This window comes from Ponticaulis profundi, from assembly GCF_042659465.1.
GTDB lineage: Bacteria > Pseudomonadota > Alphaproteobacteria > Caulobacterales > Hyphomonadaceae > Ponticaulis > Ponticaulis profundi.
Genome location: NZ_JBHSSW010000028.1, coordinates 238,779 through 253,827, shown reverse-complemented (window position 1 = coordinate 253,827; position 15,049 = coordinate 238,779). Strand labels below are relative to the sequence as shown.

Annotated in this window: 11 protein-coding genes; 10 read left to right on the top strand and 1 reads right to left on the bottom strand. The window is 50.3% G+C overall.

Annotation, left to right across the window (positions count from 1 at the left end; genetic code table 11):
* Positions 1-92: 92 nt before the first annotated feature.
* The 5 genes from ACFQDM_RS15005 to ACFQDM_RS14985 all read left to right on the top strand — a co-directional run bounded on the left by ACFQDM_RS15005 (position 93) and on the right by ACFQDM_RS14985 (position 5,720).
* On the top strand, positions 93-1,748 hold the full coding sequence (locus ACFQDM_RS15005) for an alkaline phosphatase D family protein (protein ID WP_377380413.1): 1,656 nt from the start codon (positions 93-95) through the stop codon (positions 1,746-1,748).
* A 568-nt stretch (positions 1,749-2,316) separates the two neighbouring features.
* Positions 2,317-3,234, top strand: coding sequence for a toxin-antitoxin system YwqK family antitoxin (locus tag ACFQDM_RS15000; protein WP_377380411.1), 918 nt, complete (start codon positions 2,317-2,319; stop codon positions 3,232-3,234).
* A 461-nt stretch (positions 3,235-3,695) separates the two neighbouring features.
* A complete protein-coding gene (locus ACFQDM_RS14995; protein ID WP_377380410.1) occupies positions 3,696-4,196 on the top strand; it encodes a helix-turn-helix domain-containing protein in 501 nt (166 codons plus the stop codon).
* Between the two features lies 1 nt (position 4,197).
* Positions 4,198-4,743, top strand: coding sequence for a hypothetical protein (locus ACFQDM_RS14990; RefSeq protein ID WP_377380409.1), 546 nt, complete (start codon positions 4,198-4,200; stop codon positions 4,741-4,743).
* Positions 4,744-5,141: 398 nt separating this feature from the next.
* Positions 5,142-5,720, top strand: a complete 579-nt coding sequence (locus ACFQDM_RS14985; protein ID WP_377380408.1) for a recombinase family protein — start codon at positions 5,142-5,144, stop codon at positions 5,718-5,720.
* Here the strand turns inward: ACFQDM_RS14985 and ACFQDM_RS14980 are convergent.
* Positions 5,694-6,176, bottom strand: coding sequence for a hypothetical protein (locus ACFQDM_RS14980; protein ID WP_377380407.1), 483 nt, complete (start codon positions 6,174-6,176; stop codon positions 5,694-5,696). The two genes, ACFQDM_RS14985 and ACFQDM_RS14980, sit on opposite strands and share 27 nt — an antisense overlap.
* Positions 6,177-6,410: 234 nt before the next feature.
* Here ACFQDM_RS14980 and ACFQDM_RS14975 point away from each other — a divergent pair, with 234 nt between their 5' ends.
* The 5 genes from ACFQDM_RS14975 to ACFQDM_RS14955 are packed head-to-tail and all read left to right on the top strand — an operon-like array spanning position 6,411 to position 14,372.
* Positions 6,411-9,125, top strand: coding sequence for a type I restriction endonuclease subunit R (locus ACFQDM_RS14975; RefSeq protein ID WP_377380406.1), 2,715 nt, complete (start codon positions 6,411-6,413; stop codon positions 9,123-9,125).
* Positions 9,122-10,609, top strand: a complete 1,488-nt coding sequence (locus tag ACFQDM_RS14970; RefSeq protein WP_377380404.1) for a restriction endonuclease subunit S — start codon at positions 9,122-9,124, stop codon at positions 10,607-10,609. Before ACFQDM_RS14975 ends, ACFQDM_RS14970 begins: the two co-directional genes overlap by 4 nt.
* Positions 10,606-11,058 (top strand): hypothetical protein, encoded by a 453-nt coding sequence (locus ACFQDM_RS14965; RefSeq protein ID WP_377380402.1) that lies wholly within the window; start codon positions 10,606-10,608, stop codon positions 11,056-11,058. The genes ACFQDM_RS14970 and ACFQDM_RS14965 overlap by 4 nt, the downstream gene beginning before the upstream one ends.
* Positions 11,059-12,900, top strand: a complete 1,842-nt coding sequence (locus tag ACFQDM_RS14960; RefSeq protein WP_377380400.1) for a GmrSD restriction endonuclease domain-containing protein — start codon at positions 11,059-11,061, stop codon at positions 12,898-12,900.
* Positions 12,897-14,372, top strand: a complete 1,476-nt coding sequence (locus ACFQDM_RS14955) for a class I SAM-dependent DNA methyltransferase (protein ID WP_377380398.1) — start codon at positions 12,897-12,899, stop codon at positions 14,370-14,372. The genes ACFQDM_RS14960 and ACFQDM_RS14955 overlap by 4 nt, the downstream gene beginning before the upstream one ends.
* The last annotated feature ends 677 nt before the right edge of the window (positions 14,373-15,049 follow it).

Sequence of the window (15,049 nt, the reverse complement as noted above, 5' to 3'; positions counted from 1 at the left end):
TTTTGCGATTTTCTACAAAATCGACTGGCGGATTTGGCGGCCTCACCAGTCTTTAGGCTGACAACGCATCCTCAAAATCAAGCGAGAATATTATGAGCTCAACTTTTTCCCGCCGCCGACTGCTGTCACTTGGCGGGGCAGGAACTCTTCTCGGCACGATAGCCACAACCGGGACGGCACTGGCAAGCCCGACGCTCATCACCGGCAGCTTCTTGCATGGTGTCGCATCGGGAGACCCGGACCAGAACTCCATTGTTCTGTGGAGCCGGGTCACGCCCACGGCATCCCGCCAGCAGGGCGTGGTACAGTGGACCGTGGCAAAAGATTCGAAGATGCAGAATATCATAGCCACGGGCCAGATAGCGACAGGTCCCTCCAGAGACTGGACGGCAAAGGCACTCATAGAAGGCCTTCAGTCCGGCCAGACGTTTTTCTACCAGTTCAAGACACTGAATAATGCTTCCCCGGTTGGCAGGACCAGAACACTGCCAGCGGGGGACGTCAACCAGGCCCGTTTTGCCGTTGTATCCTGCGCGAACTACTCGTCAGGTTTTTTCAATGTATACGATGCAATTTCCAGACAGGATAACCTCGATGCCGTTATTCATCTGGGCGACTATTTGTATGAGTATGGCGGAAATGCCGGGTCAGATATTGGCCGCAAACATGTGCCGGACCACGAGATTGTCAGTCTTGACGATTACCGCCAGCGCCACGCCCAGCACAAGCAAGACCGCTCCAGCCAGCGGATGCACCAGCAACATCCATTAATTCCCATCTGGGACGATCACGAAGTTGCGGATAATTCCTGGAAGGGTGGCGCAAACAATCATCAGGCAGAAGAAGACGGTGACTGGGACGTGCGCCGGCGCGCGGCGTTGCAGGCTTATTATGAATGGATGCCTGTTCGCGAACCGACCGCACTGCCAGAAGCGTTCTACCGATCCTTCTCATTCGGAACGCTGCTTCATCTCAGCGCGCTGGAAACGCGCCTGATGGCGCGAGACGAGCAGATAAGCTATTTCGCCATGCGCGCGCTGCAGTCATCCGAAGAAGTCGCGGCATTTGAGCGTGATGTCTTGTGGAAGAACGATCGCGAAATGCTCGGCGCAGAGCAAATGCGATTCCTTTGCCACGAGTGGGAGGCCTCAGCACAGACAGGGCACAGCTGGCGACTGATTGCCAATCAAGTGCTGATGGCCCAGGTCACGACCCCGGACCTGACAGAGTACTTCGATATTCAGGACGTCAATCAGATGACGAAACAGTGGGGCGGTGCACAATCTTTCGTCGATTTCTCGGCCTACCGTCTTCCCATCGCACCTGATTCCTGGAGCGGATATCCAGCAGCCCGTGACCGGTTTTACCAACTGGCCCGAAAATTCGACAGCGGTCTTGTTGTCCTGACCGGCGATACACACGCTTGGTGGGCGAATGACCTTACTGACTCAAACGGCAGCAAAGTCGGCGTAGAACTCGGCGTTCATTCTGTAACCGCCAGCGCCGCTTTCGCACCGGCCAGCTATGGCGGAAAGGGTTCGGAATACGCACAAAGCCTTATTGCCGACAACCAAGACGTCCGCTTTGTTTCTGGCAATGGCCACGGCTATATCGACCTTACGGTGACCCCTGAAACAGTAGAGGCAATTTTCAAAACCGTTTCTACCGTGAAGTCACCGGAGTATACAGTCTCGGATTATATGGAGTTCACAATACATCAAAAAGACGGAGTGTCCTCATTCATCTGACATCTGATGACCCGCCGATTGATGCTAAATTCCTGACGAAATCAGCAACACAAAATAAACTGCCCATATGGCTTCAAGATACCCCTTTACGCCAGAGAACGGCAATCTTTCGCGTCGTAGGCAAGACGGCCGAACTCTTTTGCGTTGAGGCCTTCGTCGTGGAGCTCTCCATTGAAGCTCTCGACAAAACCCGCCACTCCTGCAGGGTTTTGGAGCGCGCCCTCAAAACAGAGAAAGGTCAGTCAGGACATCTGGCGGAGAGACAGGGATTCGACGACGCCCCCTTCATAGCCCTGTTTTTATGTATTTTTTAATTAGGCTTTTGTCGGGTTGTACCGCATCTTTGTACCGATCAACTTGAGGACCTCTTCTAGAAAGACTCTCTAGAAAGCTAGAAGATGGGAGCTAGTGCTGCACGATTCCCAGCGAAGAGTTGAAATATCCCTCGTCATTATTGACGGGTCCAATCGATCCGCCACGGGAGTGGTTGAAAATAATTTCTTGATGGCGATCAGGATTCGCCTCAATTATCCGATAGAAGGCAAGTTGCTCTGGGGGAGGTGCAATCGTGACCATCAAACGTAGTGGATTTGGCGACTTAAGAAGAGTTGTCCTGCTCGCCCTCATAAGCATGCCACTTTGTTTGAGTGGATGCGCGAAAGCCACCGACACAGATAAAAGCGACCTTATCTTTCGCGACGGTGTCGCTTATCCCAAAGATTCAGCTGAACCATTCACTGGCACCATGATCGACTTTCACCCAAACGGACAATTGAAGCAAAAATCTGAATTCGAGAGCGGCGTAAACTCCGGATCATCTTTGGTATATTACGCCAATGGTCGCTTAGAGACTGAATTCCAGTACATCAACGGTAAGCAGGACGGGGTTCAGAAACAGTATTTCCCAAACGGCCAGTTAGAGTCTGTTTATCGAGTCCAAAACGGCGAGCACGAAGGTCTCAGCGAGAGCTTCTACGAAAACGGCTCCATTCAATCACGAATCAACTTCTCGAATGGCGTGTGGAATGGCACTTTTGAAAAGTTTTACGAGAACGGAAGCCTAGAAGCCTCTGGTACATTCGCCAATGGTTCTACCATAGAGCCGTATCGTAAGTTCAATGACAGCGGGAATTTAGTCGAAATCCTAGAGTTCACAGAAGACGGGAACGGCTATGGCACGTTCGATTTTGGCGACTCCGCACTGGTAGCTGAGGTGTCGAACAGCGTCGTAACAAGGCACGAATACTGGTGTCATAAAGCTTATCGTTTGGTATTGAGCGACTACTATGATGAATTCAAAATGCGGGAATGTACTCACGAAGTTCCAGTATATGAACCAACTGGCTGCGTTCAAATCCCAAATTGGAGAGTGAGAGACTTTAGACACATGGCGTCCGGCGCTCACTATAGCTCAGACCTTAAGATCATTTCGCTGGATCACACCTGCACAGCACTCATCGAAAGCGGACAGCTCTCTCCGAATTAAACGTTCAGTATATTGCCGACTGGAAATAAGGGTTCCATTCGAAATCAAAATCCGCCGCGCAATAAAGCGCACTGCGGACTTCCATCAATGCGAGTGTTCTAGTTGACTACGTAGCCTCATCTCGGCGGGACAAGTGCAAATTCTGGAAGTGGCTCCCTTTTCCCCCGATTGATGAAAGCCCAGCCGCGTTCAAATGTAGCCAAATTGGCATCAAATTCATGGAAATAATCGCCACCCCATGGTCATTTTTGGCCGGGACTAAATACGTAAACTGTTAGCGTACTTCGCAGCTTCGTACTGCTCCGAGAATACGTCATTCTTCGGAGGACAATCTTGACCATGGGCCCCGCAGTCATATATGCCCACCCACGTGGACAATTGTGACCATAGCCCCATTAGGCTTCAGGCATTTATTTTTTGCCATTCATCGCCCAATTGATCAAGTACGAATGGAGAATATTATGTCTGAGAATACTACCAAATCCGACGACCCGCCAGAGGGATTCAGCGAAGACTCACCGGACAAAAAGTTATTGGAAAAACGGTGGGGCAAAGAGGTGTTTGCCAATGGATACCTCGTCATTCCATCAATTTTATTACGTGCACAAGCTCGACTTCACATCGATTGCGTTGAGCTTGCAGTACTTCTGCACTTGCTTGATCACTGGTGGAGCGACGACAAGATGCCGTTTCCGTCAAAAAGGCGGTTAGGTGAACGGCTTGGCCGATCCGCTAAGACTATTCAGAGGGCTATGGTCCGCCTTGAAGAAGAAGGCCTGATCCGTCGCAAGGCTCGGAAGAACAGCGCAGGCGGACAGACAAGCAATCTGTATGATTTGACGCCACTCGTTGAAAAGTTGCAGCCCATCGCGAAGGAAATGTTGGAAGCCAAAGCTGACGCTAAGCAGACAATACGTTCCTCAGAACGCCCCGGTCATAAACTGAGGAAGGCAGCGAACTGAGATGCCGGACTCTACTCCGATTCCTAAGTCAGAAATTTGGATTGAAGGGACAAGGTACTGTCTTGCCCATCTGGACGACGCCGTTCTTGTAGTAGAAACCAAGCTTCGTCCAGCAGGCACTAAGGTGCTGATACAGTTCTCGAACCACTGTTACACTGAAGCTTTTGTTGAAGGAGTTCATCGCGAATCCGCTTGCGTGATGGATAACAAAGCAAAGAGAGCGTTCTGCCCAGAGCGGTACGACCTATCCAAAAAGATTCCGCAGATGATTGCAGCGCTTTGCGATGCGAAAGTTTTTTTGACGCCAGAACAAAACTTCTTCCAGCTTTCCAGTCGCATCGATGGTGTCGATGGTGAGTATCGGATGTTCTTTCGGGTCAGGAAGGCAAGGCATGGCGACTGCGAGCTAAGAATTTTTGTCGAAAGCGCCTATAGCCCTGATCCCAGAACTATTGTTCCAACCTACCGAATGCAGAAAGTCAGATTTAAACTAGTCATAGACAAGGCAATCGAAGGAAAAAAACTTTCATTCAACCCAAAAAGATAAGGGCGCCAAAAGACGCCCTTATGTACTCGGTTTTCCGCTTTGGGTTTCCCCTATCTCGCATCACGCGTGGACCCTTATCGCTAAGGGCGGGAGAACGCTGTCGGCACCAAAAGGCACCTCAACCGATCTGTCGTTCATGAACCTATATAGTGCCAAAGATTTAATGAAGCAATCACACTGACTCCAAAAATCATCGTTCACCTTACAAGGTCCATATTTGTCACAACCTATATGCTGCGCAATGGTTCCAAATACCAAGGTTTCTCGCAAAGAATGCCAGAAACCTCCTTACCCACTAAAAGTAATGAATATTTCGTCCGGTAACGCTTTTTCAATTGCGGGCGTCTCACTGGAAAAATTTCACCGTTTCTGCTATAAATAGTCCGTAAGGAGATGGCATGAAAATTGGTTATGGACGGGTTTCAACACGAGATCAGGATACGAAGCTTCAGGAAGAAGCACTAGAAGCAGCAGGATGTGAACGCATCTTTGTCGAGACAGCATCAGGTGCACAATTTGACAGGCCGAGGCTAAAAGAGCTTCTGACATTTGCACGCCCTGGCGATACCATTGTCGTATACAAGTTGGACCGCATGGCGCGATCTCTCCGCCAGCTTCTCGCCACTATGGATGACCTGAAAGACAGAGGCATTCAGTTTCAATCCCTGTCCGAGACCATCGATACATCTTCATCCATGGGGCAACTTATATTTCAGATCGTCGGTGCCTTTGGAGAGTTCGAGAGGCAGTTGATCCGTGAACGAACGATTGCGGGCTTGGAACACGCGCGGTCCAAAGGACGAGTCGGGGGGCGACCTGCAGCGATGAAGCCTCATCAAATAGACGTGGCAAGGGCACTCTTAGCTCAGGGCAATCTGAACGTATCAGAGATTGCCGATGAGCTAGGAGTATCTGTTAGTACCATCTATCGGTATGTTCCCGGTGGGCGATCAGCAACGTTTTTGGAAGCGACTTAAAAAAGTTGCGCCTACCGTGAAGCTATTGTGCATTCGAGACGTATCGAAGTGATCGGTCTCGGCATCATATAGATTTTCACCTCGATCTATAGCTTCTCGAAAAAATGGCGCGTTGACGTGATCATTAGTTTCCAATTCGGAGAGGAGCGCTTCACCCAACTCAGATTCGGTACCCTTCATGTCTATGAACAACAAACGTAGCGCTAACTGCTGGGTCAGATCGCTATTGGGAGGAGAGAATTCCGGTCTGATCTCCCTTAGCAAAGACTTTGTATCGGGCGTAAGGTGACTGGATAGAGTGTTTTCAATCTCTTGTATCAGTTCATAGCGTTGCTTCCAGTTCAGTTTGTGATTGTTGGCCGCACCGTCCTTGCCAAGTGCCGAGCTGAGCAGCGTATCCGTAATTTGAGAGCCGTTTAGCTTCTCTGTCAGTTTTGTGTTTTGTTCAGTATGCATTTGAATAACCTCGTATGTTGAATGCAAAGTTATTTATCCCCGAAATCGATTTTTCCCCCGGCGTTCTGAGAAACAGTTTTGAAACAAAATCTTGCCGCCTGAAGTCATGGCGCATATCATCCGGAATCTATTGAAGATTGCGACCGGGGGAGCGGGTGTGTGGATCACATCCGAGGATGATTGCCAGCACCAAACCAAACAGCCGAGCAACTAGCCCGTGATAATATCGATGGGATGCTGAGAGCCGCTGGCTGGGCAGTTCAGGACAAGAACCGTATCGATCATAATGAAGCCAAAGGCATCGCCGTCAGAGAATATCAGACGGATGTCGGACCAGTTGATTACGCTCTGTTTGTGGATCGCAAAGCCGTTGGTGTGATTGAGGCGAAGCCCGAAGACTGGGGCCATAAAATCACTACCGTTGAGGAGCAATCCGGTGGATATGCGGCAGCTCAGCTCAAATGGGTGAATAACTCAGAACCCCTGCCATTCGTCTATGAGTCGACTGGTGAGATTACGCGTTTCACCAATGGCCGTGATCCAAAACCGCGATCACGCGAAGTGTTCTCATTCCATCAGCCGGAAACACTGCTTGCATGGTTCAACGAAGAAAAATCATTCAGGGCGCGTCTTCAGGACCTACCAGAACTGAACACAAAGGGTCTTCGTGATTGCCAGATTACGGCGATCACCAATCTGGAAGAAAGCTTCAAAGCGGATAAACCACGAGCCCTGATCCAGCTTGCGACAGGAGCTGGGAAAACCTTTACGGCCATCACATCGAGTTACCGGCTTCTGAAACACGCCAAAGCCAAACGCATTCTGTTTCTGGTCGATACCAAAAACCTCGGCGAACAAGCCGAAGGTGAATTCATCGCGTTTGAGCCGAATGATGACAACCGCAAATTCTCTGAGCTGTATAATGCCAGGCGTCTGACCTCGTCATACGTGCCAGCTGATGCCGAAGTCTCCATCTGCACCATCCAACGGATGTATTCGATCCTGAAGGGCGAACCACTCGATGAAGCCGCTGAAGAAGAGAACCCGGCTGAGAGCTTGCTGAAGACCAAAGAGCCGCTGCCCGTTGAGTACAACGCAAAGGTCCCACCTGAATTCTACGACGTTATCATCATAGATGAGTGTCACAGGTCTATCTACAATTTGTGGCGGCAGGTGCTGGAATATTTCGATAGCTATCTGGTTGGCCTCACCGCCACGCCGGACAACCGCACTTTTGGTTTCTTCAAGAAAAATGTTGTCTCGGAATATACCCATGAAGATGCCGTCATTGATGGCGTGAATGTTCAGGGTGAGGTCTTCCTCATTGAGACCGAGGTCACTCAAAACGGCGTCACCGTGAAGTCCGGTCAGGATGTAGAACGTCGAGAACGCCTGACCCGGCGCAAACGCTGGGAACAGGCTGATGAAGACACGACCTATACAGCGAAACAGCTCGATAAATCCGTCGTCAATCCGGACCAGATCAGAACAGTCATCAAGGAATTCAAAAATCAGCTACCCAACATCTTTCCGGGCCGGACAGAAACACCAAAGACGCTGATCTTTGCCAAGACCGACAGCCATGCGGATGACATCATCCAGACAGTCCGGGAAGAGTTCGGCGAAGGCAATGAGTTCTGCAAAAAGGTCACCTACCAGGCCGACGAAGACCCGAAATCGGTCCTCTCTCAGTTCCGGAACAACTATTATCCGCGTATCGCCGTCACCGTGGACATGATCGCCACCGGTACCGACGTAAAGCCACTAGAATGCTTGCTCTTCATGCGGGATGTGAAGTCGAAAAACTATTTCGAACAGATGAAGGGTCGCGGCACCCGTACACTCGATGCAGAAAAGCTGAAACTCGTCACGCCATCGGCCAACGGCGCCAAAACCCATTATGTGTTGGTCGATGCTGTGGGCGTTACGAAGTCGGTGAAAACCACCAGCCCACCACTCGACACCAAGCCATCCGTACCAATGAAGGATTTGGCAACGGCATTGATGATGGGTGTCCGGGATGAAGAGGCCGTCTCGTCACTGGCTGGCCGTCTGGCGCGATTGGATCGTCAGATCACTAAACAGGAGCATGAACGGATCAAGCAAGCCACTGGCGGTATTTCCGTTCAGAATATGGTCCAGCAATTACTGCACGCCGTCGATCCCGACACGATTGATCAGAAAGCGAGGGTCATCGATCCGGTGTCCGCTGATGAAGAGCCGAAACCGGAAGCGGTAGCAAAGGCGAAAGACGAACTGATCGGCGATGCCACCAAATTTCTGACCGGTGAAGTTGTCGAACTGCTCGACACGATCCGTCGGGACCACGAACAAACCATCGATCATGAAACGCTGGACCAGGTGACGAAAGTCGGCTGGCAAGGTGATGCGGATGAAAACGCCAAAGCGCTGAAGACAGATTTTGAATCCTACCTTGCAGAGCACAAAGACGAAATCGGCGCGCTGACCATCTTCTACAGCCAGCCTGCCCGGCGCTCTACCATCACATATGAGATGATCCGCGATCTGATGGAGAAGCTGAAATCAGACAAGCCAAAGCTGGCACCACTCAACGTCTGGCGGGCCTATGCCCATCTCGATGAGTACCGCGGAAACAACCCGGTGAGTGAGCTGACAGCGCTTGTGGCGCTCATCCGTCGCGTCACCGGCATTGATGAAACTCTCTCACCATTTTCAGACACCGTTCGACGCAATTTTCAAAACTGGATCATGAAACGCCATGCCGGTGCCGGTGACAAATTCAATGAAGAACAGATGTCATGGCTTCACATGATCCGCGAACACATTTCTACCTCACACCATCTGGACAGAGACGATCTGGAAAGCACGCCTTTCGATGCCAAAGGCGGCATGGGTAAAATGTATCAGCTGTTCGGGGATGAAATGGATAGCGTGATCAGCGAATTGAATGAGGTACTGACGGGGTGAGTGAAGAAATTCCATCAAGCTGGGTTTGCGCTTCTCTAGGCGACGTGATGGATGTTCAAGGTGGTAGCCAACCGCCAAAGTCTGAATTTGTTTACAGCCCACAAGACGGATACGTCAGACTACTACAAATTCGAGACTTCGGGCTAAAGCCGGTTCCGACTTATGTGCCCGATGACCGTGTCACTAAGTTCTGTGAAACAGATGACGTCCTGATTGCCCGTTACGGCGCTTCTCTGGGTAGAATCGTTACCGGAATGAAGGGCGCCTACAATGTGGCGTTAGCTAAGACCATTTTCGACAGCAGGCTTCTGGATAAGAGGTACGTATTTTACATACTTCAGACGTCTATCCTGCAAACGCCGCTGAAGATGATTTCACGATCCGCCCAAAATGGATTTGCGCGGCATGAAATAGCACACGTTCAACTGCCTATCCCTCCACTCAACGAACAGCGTCGGATTGTGGCGAAGATTGAAGAACTCTTCTCTGAGCTGGATAAAGGCATTGAGAGCCTGAAAACCGCCAAGGCGCAGCTGGAGGTCTATCGTCAGGCCGTTCTGAAACACGCCTTTGAAGGTAAACTGACCGAAGCCTGGCGGAAGAAGAACGCCGACAAGCTCGAAACTGCTGATCAGCTGCTGGACCGTATCCAGAAAGAACGAGAATCTCGCTACGCCGAACAACTCACCGAGTGGAAAGCCGCCATTAAAGACTGGGAAGCCAACGGCAAACCGGGCAAAAAACCGAGTAAGCCTCGCCAGCACAAAGACCCAACGCCCATAACGAGTGAAGACGTATCCTCTTTTGGGGCGATCCCTCAATGTTGGAAATGGGTGAAGTTGGGTTCATTGGTTTGGTCAGTGAAAGACGGGCCCCATTACAGTCCGAAATATTCTGATACCGGAATCCCATTTCTCTCCGGAGGAAACATCCGTCCCCACGGCATCGATTTCGAGAATGTAAAGTTCATCTCACCAGAGCTGCATGAGGAACTTTCCGTCAGATGTAAGCCCGAAGTTGGGGACATTCTTTATACTAAAGGCGGCACCACTGGTATCGCCAGAGTGAACACATATGAGCGGGAATTCAATGTTTGGGTTCATGTGGCGGTTCTCAAAATCACTCAGTCGCTTGAACCGTTTTACTTGCAAAATGCGCTGAATGGTCCGGATTGCTACGCGCAGTCTCAGCGGTACACTCATGGCGTAGGCAACCAAGACCTAGGTCTCACAAGAATGGTCAATATCATTCTGCCGCTCTGTTCAATGGAAGAGATGGCAGAAATAAATCGCCGCATCGAAGTCATAGAGAGTGAATACCAAAGAATTACAGACGAGTTAGCGGCCTCGCTTCAACAATCTGAATCCCTTCGCCAATCCATCCTGAAGAAGGCCTTTTCCGGCCAACTCGTCCCACAAGACCCAAATGATGAACCCGCCTCTGTTCTGCTGGAACGGATCAAGGCGGAGAAAGACGCCGCATGAGTAATTTTCAACGGATCGGATCTATCAGTAACGCTCATGCGGGACGTGACTTCGAAGACATTGCGAAAGCCGTTTTGGAGCAGAAAGGCATTCGCACAAGATATGACTATGAGGCCCTTGTAGGTGTCGGCAATCGCAAGAAACACCATAAGTTCGACCTAGGCTCCGACGAACCAAGAGTGTTGGTTGAATGTAAATCTCACACATGGACATCTGGCGACAATATGCCGAGCGCCAAAATCCAAAACTGGAGTGAGGCGATGTATTATTTTCACATCGCACCGAGCACATTCCGGAAAATATTTTTCATTCAGAAGAGTAAAAAGAAATCGAGCGGTGAGTCACTCGGCGCTTACTACCTGCGAACCCGCTTCCATCTTGTACCTCCAGATGTTGAGTTCTGGGAATTCGACGTCGAGCTGAAGACACTGGAAATATTGGATCATTAGATGAGTACGTTTGACAGCACCAAAGCCAGTTTGCCGGATTTGATCCGTGAAATCACGGAAGGCAAACTTCAACTGCCAGACTTTCAGCGTGGCTGGGTTTGGGATGACGACCATATCCGATCCCTGCTGGTCTCGATTGCCAGGTCATTCCCTGTGGGGGCTGTGATGTTGCTGGAAACTGGCGGCGATGTCCGGTTTCAGGTTCGCCCCGTTGAGAACGTCACTTTGGCCAACTCGAAGACTGAACCAGAACGCCTGATCCTGGACGGCCAGCAGCGCCTGACGTCTCTTACGCAGACACTTGCTCTCGATAAGCCAGTGAACACGACTGACGCCAAAAAGAAGGCGATCAAACGATACTATTACATCGACATCGAACTGGCGCTTCAGGATGACCGGCTGGATGAGTCCATCATCGCCGTTGATGAAGACCGCATGATCAAATCTGACTTTGGCCGGAAGATCGACCTCGACCTTTCAACGCCAGAGAATGAGTGCAAAGCCTTCTACTTCCCGTGCAATCAGATTCTGAATTCAGATGCGTGGGAAGAAAGCCTTCAGGAGCACAATCCAGACCGGTTTGGCGACTATATGAAGTTTCGTCGTCAAGTGCTGAACGCCTATCGAAACTATCAGGTGCCGGTAATCGAATTGAAGAAGGCGACCAGCAAAGAAGCGGTCTGTCTGGTGTTCGAGAAGGTGAACACTGGCGGTGTTCCGCTTTCGGTGTTCGAACTCGTCACAGCCAGTTTTGCCGCAGACAACTTCAACCTTCGCGACGACTGGTATGGAAGTGACCTGAGAAAGGTCGAGGGCCGCGTGAAGCGCGTTCACCAAGAAGCGATTTTAAGCACCGTAGAGCCCACAGACTTCCTTCAGGCCATATCACTCCTAAAAACTTATGAGAAGCGCTCTACGGATCTCTTAGAGGGCAAGAGGGGCAAACTGGCGACCGCCGTCAGCGCAAAGCGTGCAACAGTGCTCACACTGGACCTCGATGACTACAAGGAATGGGCCGACAAGGTGGAGCAAGGCTTCATCCAGGCGGCGAAATTCATGCGTCGTGAACGGTTCTTCTCATCTGATGAATTGCCGTATCGCACACAGCTGGTTCCGATTGCAGCTGTCATGGTTCTGTTGGGTAATCGCTGGATGGAACCGAAAATCTTCGAGAAGCTATCGAAGTGGTTCTGGTGCGGTGTGTTCGGTGAGCTTTATGGCGGCGCCGTAGAAACCCGGATCGCTAATGACCTTGAAGAACTGATGATCTGGATTGGACTCGGCGAAGCTGATCCAACCGAAGAGCAGAAGACTGATCTTCCACGCACCATTATTGATGCATCATTCCAACCAAGTCGTCTCGATACACTGCGGACCAGAAACTCAGCGGCTTATAAGGGGCTGAACGTTTTGGTGTTGCGCCAGGGTGCCAAAGACTTCTTCTGGAAAGGCACAGTGGACGAGCTTGAGAAAGATGGGATCGCGCTCGATATCCATCATATCTTCCCACGCGACTGGTGTGAAAAAGCGGGCTATCCGCCATCCGTCTACAATGCGGTCGTCAACAAGACGCCCATCTCATTTAAAGTCAATCGGATGATTGGAGCCAAGGCGCCGTCGCAATATCTGAATCAAATTCAGAACCATGAGCAGGTTGGTCTTTCTGACGACGGCATGGATGAAATTCTAGCTGGTCACTTCATCGATCCGGCCACGATGCGAGCTGATGACTTTGATGCTTTCTACAAAGCCCGTAGGCGCGCTCTCCTGAAGCTTGTGGAAGGTGTGATGGATAAGGCCGCCGAAACCGAAGACGACGATCTGGAGACCTCTGAGACATGAATACTGCATCTATCGTTTCCAAGGTCTGGTCGTTCTGCAATACGCTTCGTGATGATGGCGTCGGATATGGCGATTATCTCGAACAGCTGACCTATCTCATCTTCCTGAAAATGGCGGATGAATACTCCAGGCCACCTTACAACCGGGATGTCGGTATTCCGGCTGAGTATAACTGGGCATCATTGTCTTCGAAGAAGGGCGCTGATCTGGAAGCGCATTACGTGAAGCTACTGCGTGAACTGGGCAAGAAGACCGGTATGCTCGGCCAGATTTTCACCAAGGCTCAGAACAAAATTCAGGACCCTGCCAAGCTGAGCCGATTGATCAACATGATCGGTGAAACGCAATGGATCATGATGGGCGCCGATGTGAAGGGCGACATTTATGAAGGTCTGCTGGAAAAGAACGCGGCAGATACGAAATCCGGCGCCGGTCAGTATTTTACACCAAGACCACTTATCAAAGCGATGGTGGAATGTATGCGACCTGAGCCGGGAAAGACGATTGCGGACCCATCCTGCGGCACTGGTGGCTTCTTCCTGGCGGCCTATGACTTCCTGACCGATCCGCAGAACTATCAACTCGATAAGGCACAGAAGGAGTTCCTGAAGAACGAGACGTTTGCCGGAAACGAGATTGTCGCGAATACGCGTCGGCTCTGCCTGATGAATATGTTTCTGCACAATATCGGCGAGATGACAGGTGAGACGCCAATCTCATCTGCTGACGCCTTGGTAGCCACATCCAGCAACACCTATGACTATGTTCTGGCGAACCCACCATTTGGCCGCAAAGCCTCCATGACAGTCACCAATGAGGACGGCGAAGAGGACAAGGAAGAGCTGGTCTATAACCGTCAAGACTTCTGGACCACGACATCAAACAAGCAGCTGAACTTCGTCCAGCATATCCGGACGATGTTGAAAACGACTGGTCGCGCTGCTGTCGTCGTTCCGGATAACGTTTTGTTTGAAGGTGGCGCCGGTGAAACAGTTCGAAAGCAGCTTCTGCGCAACACCGATCTGCACACCATCCTGCGTCTGCCAACGGGAATCTTCTATGCGAATGGCGTGAAAGCGAATGTCATCTTCTTCGACAACCATGAGGCCTCAAAAAACCCATGGACGAAAGAGGTCTGGTTCTATGATTACCGGACCAATGTGCACCATACGCTGAAGAAGAAAACGATGGGCTTTGAGAACCTGGCTGACTTCATCGAGTGCTACAACCCAGCCAATCGTCATGAGCGTATTGAAACGTGGTCAGAAGAAAACCCGGAAGGCCGGTGGCGCAAGTACTCTTATGAAGAGCTGACCGATCGCGACAAGACCAGTCTGGATGTGTTCTGGCTGAAGGATAAGAGCCTGACCGATTTGGATAATCTCCCTGATCCAGATGTGTTGGCGTCTGAAATTATCGAGAATTTGGAAGCGGGTCTGGCGAGCTTTCGAGGGGTCGCTGCGAACCTATAAATTTATCGCTTTTCGATAAATTTGAATTTTGGGTATAGTTCACCCCGCGCTGTTCGGTGGGTAGAGAGCTCGAAGGATTTGAAACTGATTATTTTAACTAATATTTTTAATAATATTATGGTCAATAATTATGTGAATCAGATATTTTGTTTGAGATATGTAGAGAACTAACAAGTGCCATGCGATATCACGAAGTGATGAGCATTAGGCGTATGCTTGGTTCAGACACGTGGTGTCGGAAGATAGCATACTATTTCATTTTGTATGTTCATACATATGTCAAATAGCTGATCCATAGTCACAAAAATCACAACTATGAGTCTACCGCTTCAGCGCAGTTTACCGATTACCATTTTTACAACCATCCAAATCCCCAGAACACCCGTATCGTGGGTCAGCCGGTTCGGTGCTACCTCGTTTCATGTCCGAGGCAGAAGACGTGATCCGTAGATCGATTTAGATTATAACTCCGTAGAGCACCATATGCGGTTCTGGTTCCTGTCATCAGCCGGTAAAAGCCTTTGACGAGGCCGGGGTTTTAGTTTGAGAAACGTAACCTCGGACGATCAACCTTTGTTTCACATCCATCAAGCTGATGAACTGAGCACGTACCGAGAAGGACTCGGAGCGACCCCCATCTTTGATCTTTAGATACGAAAATGAGGGAATAAACGTAT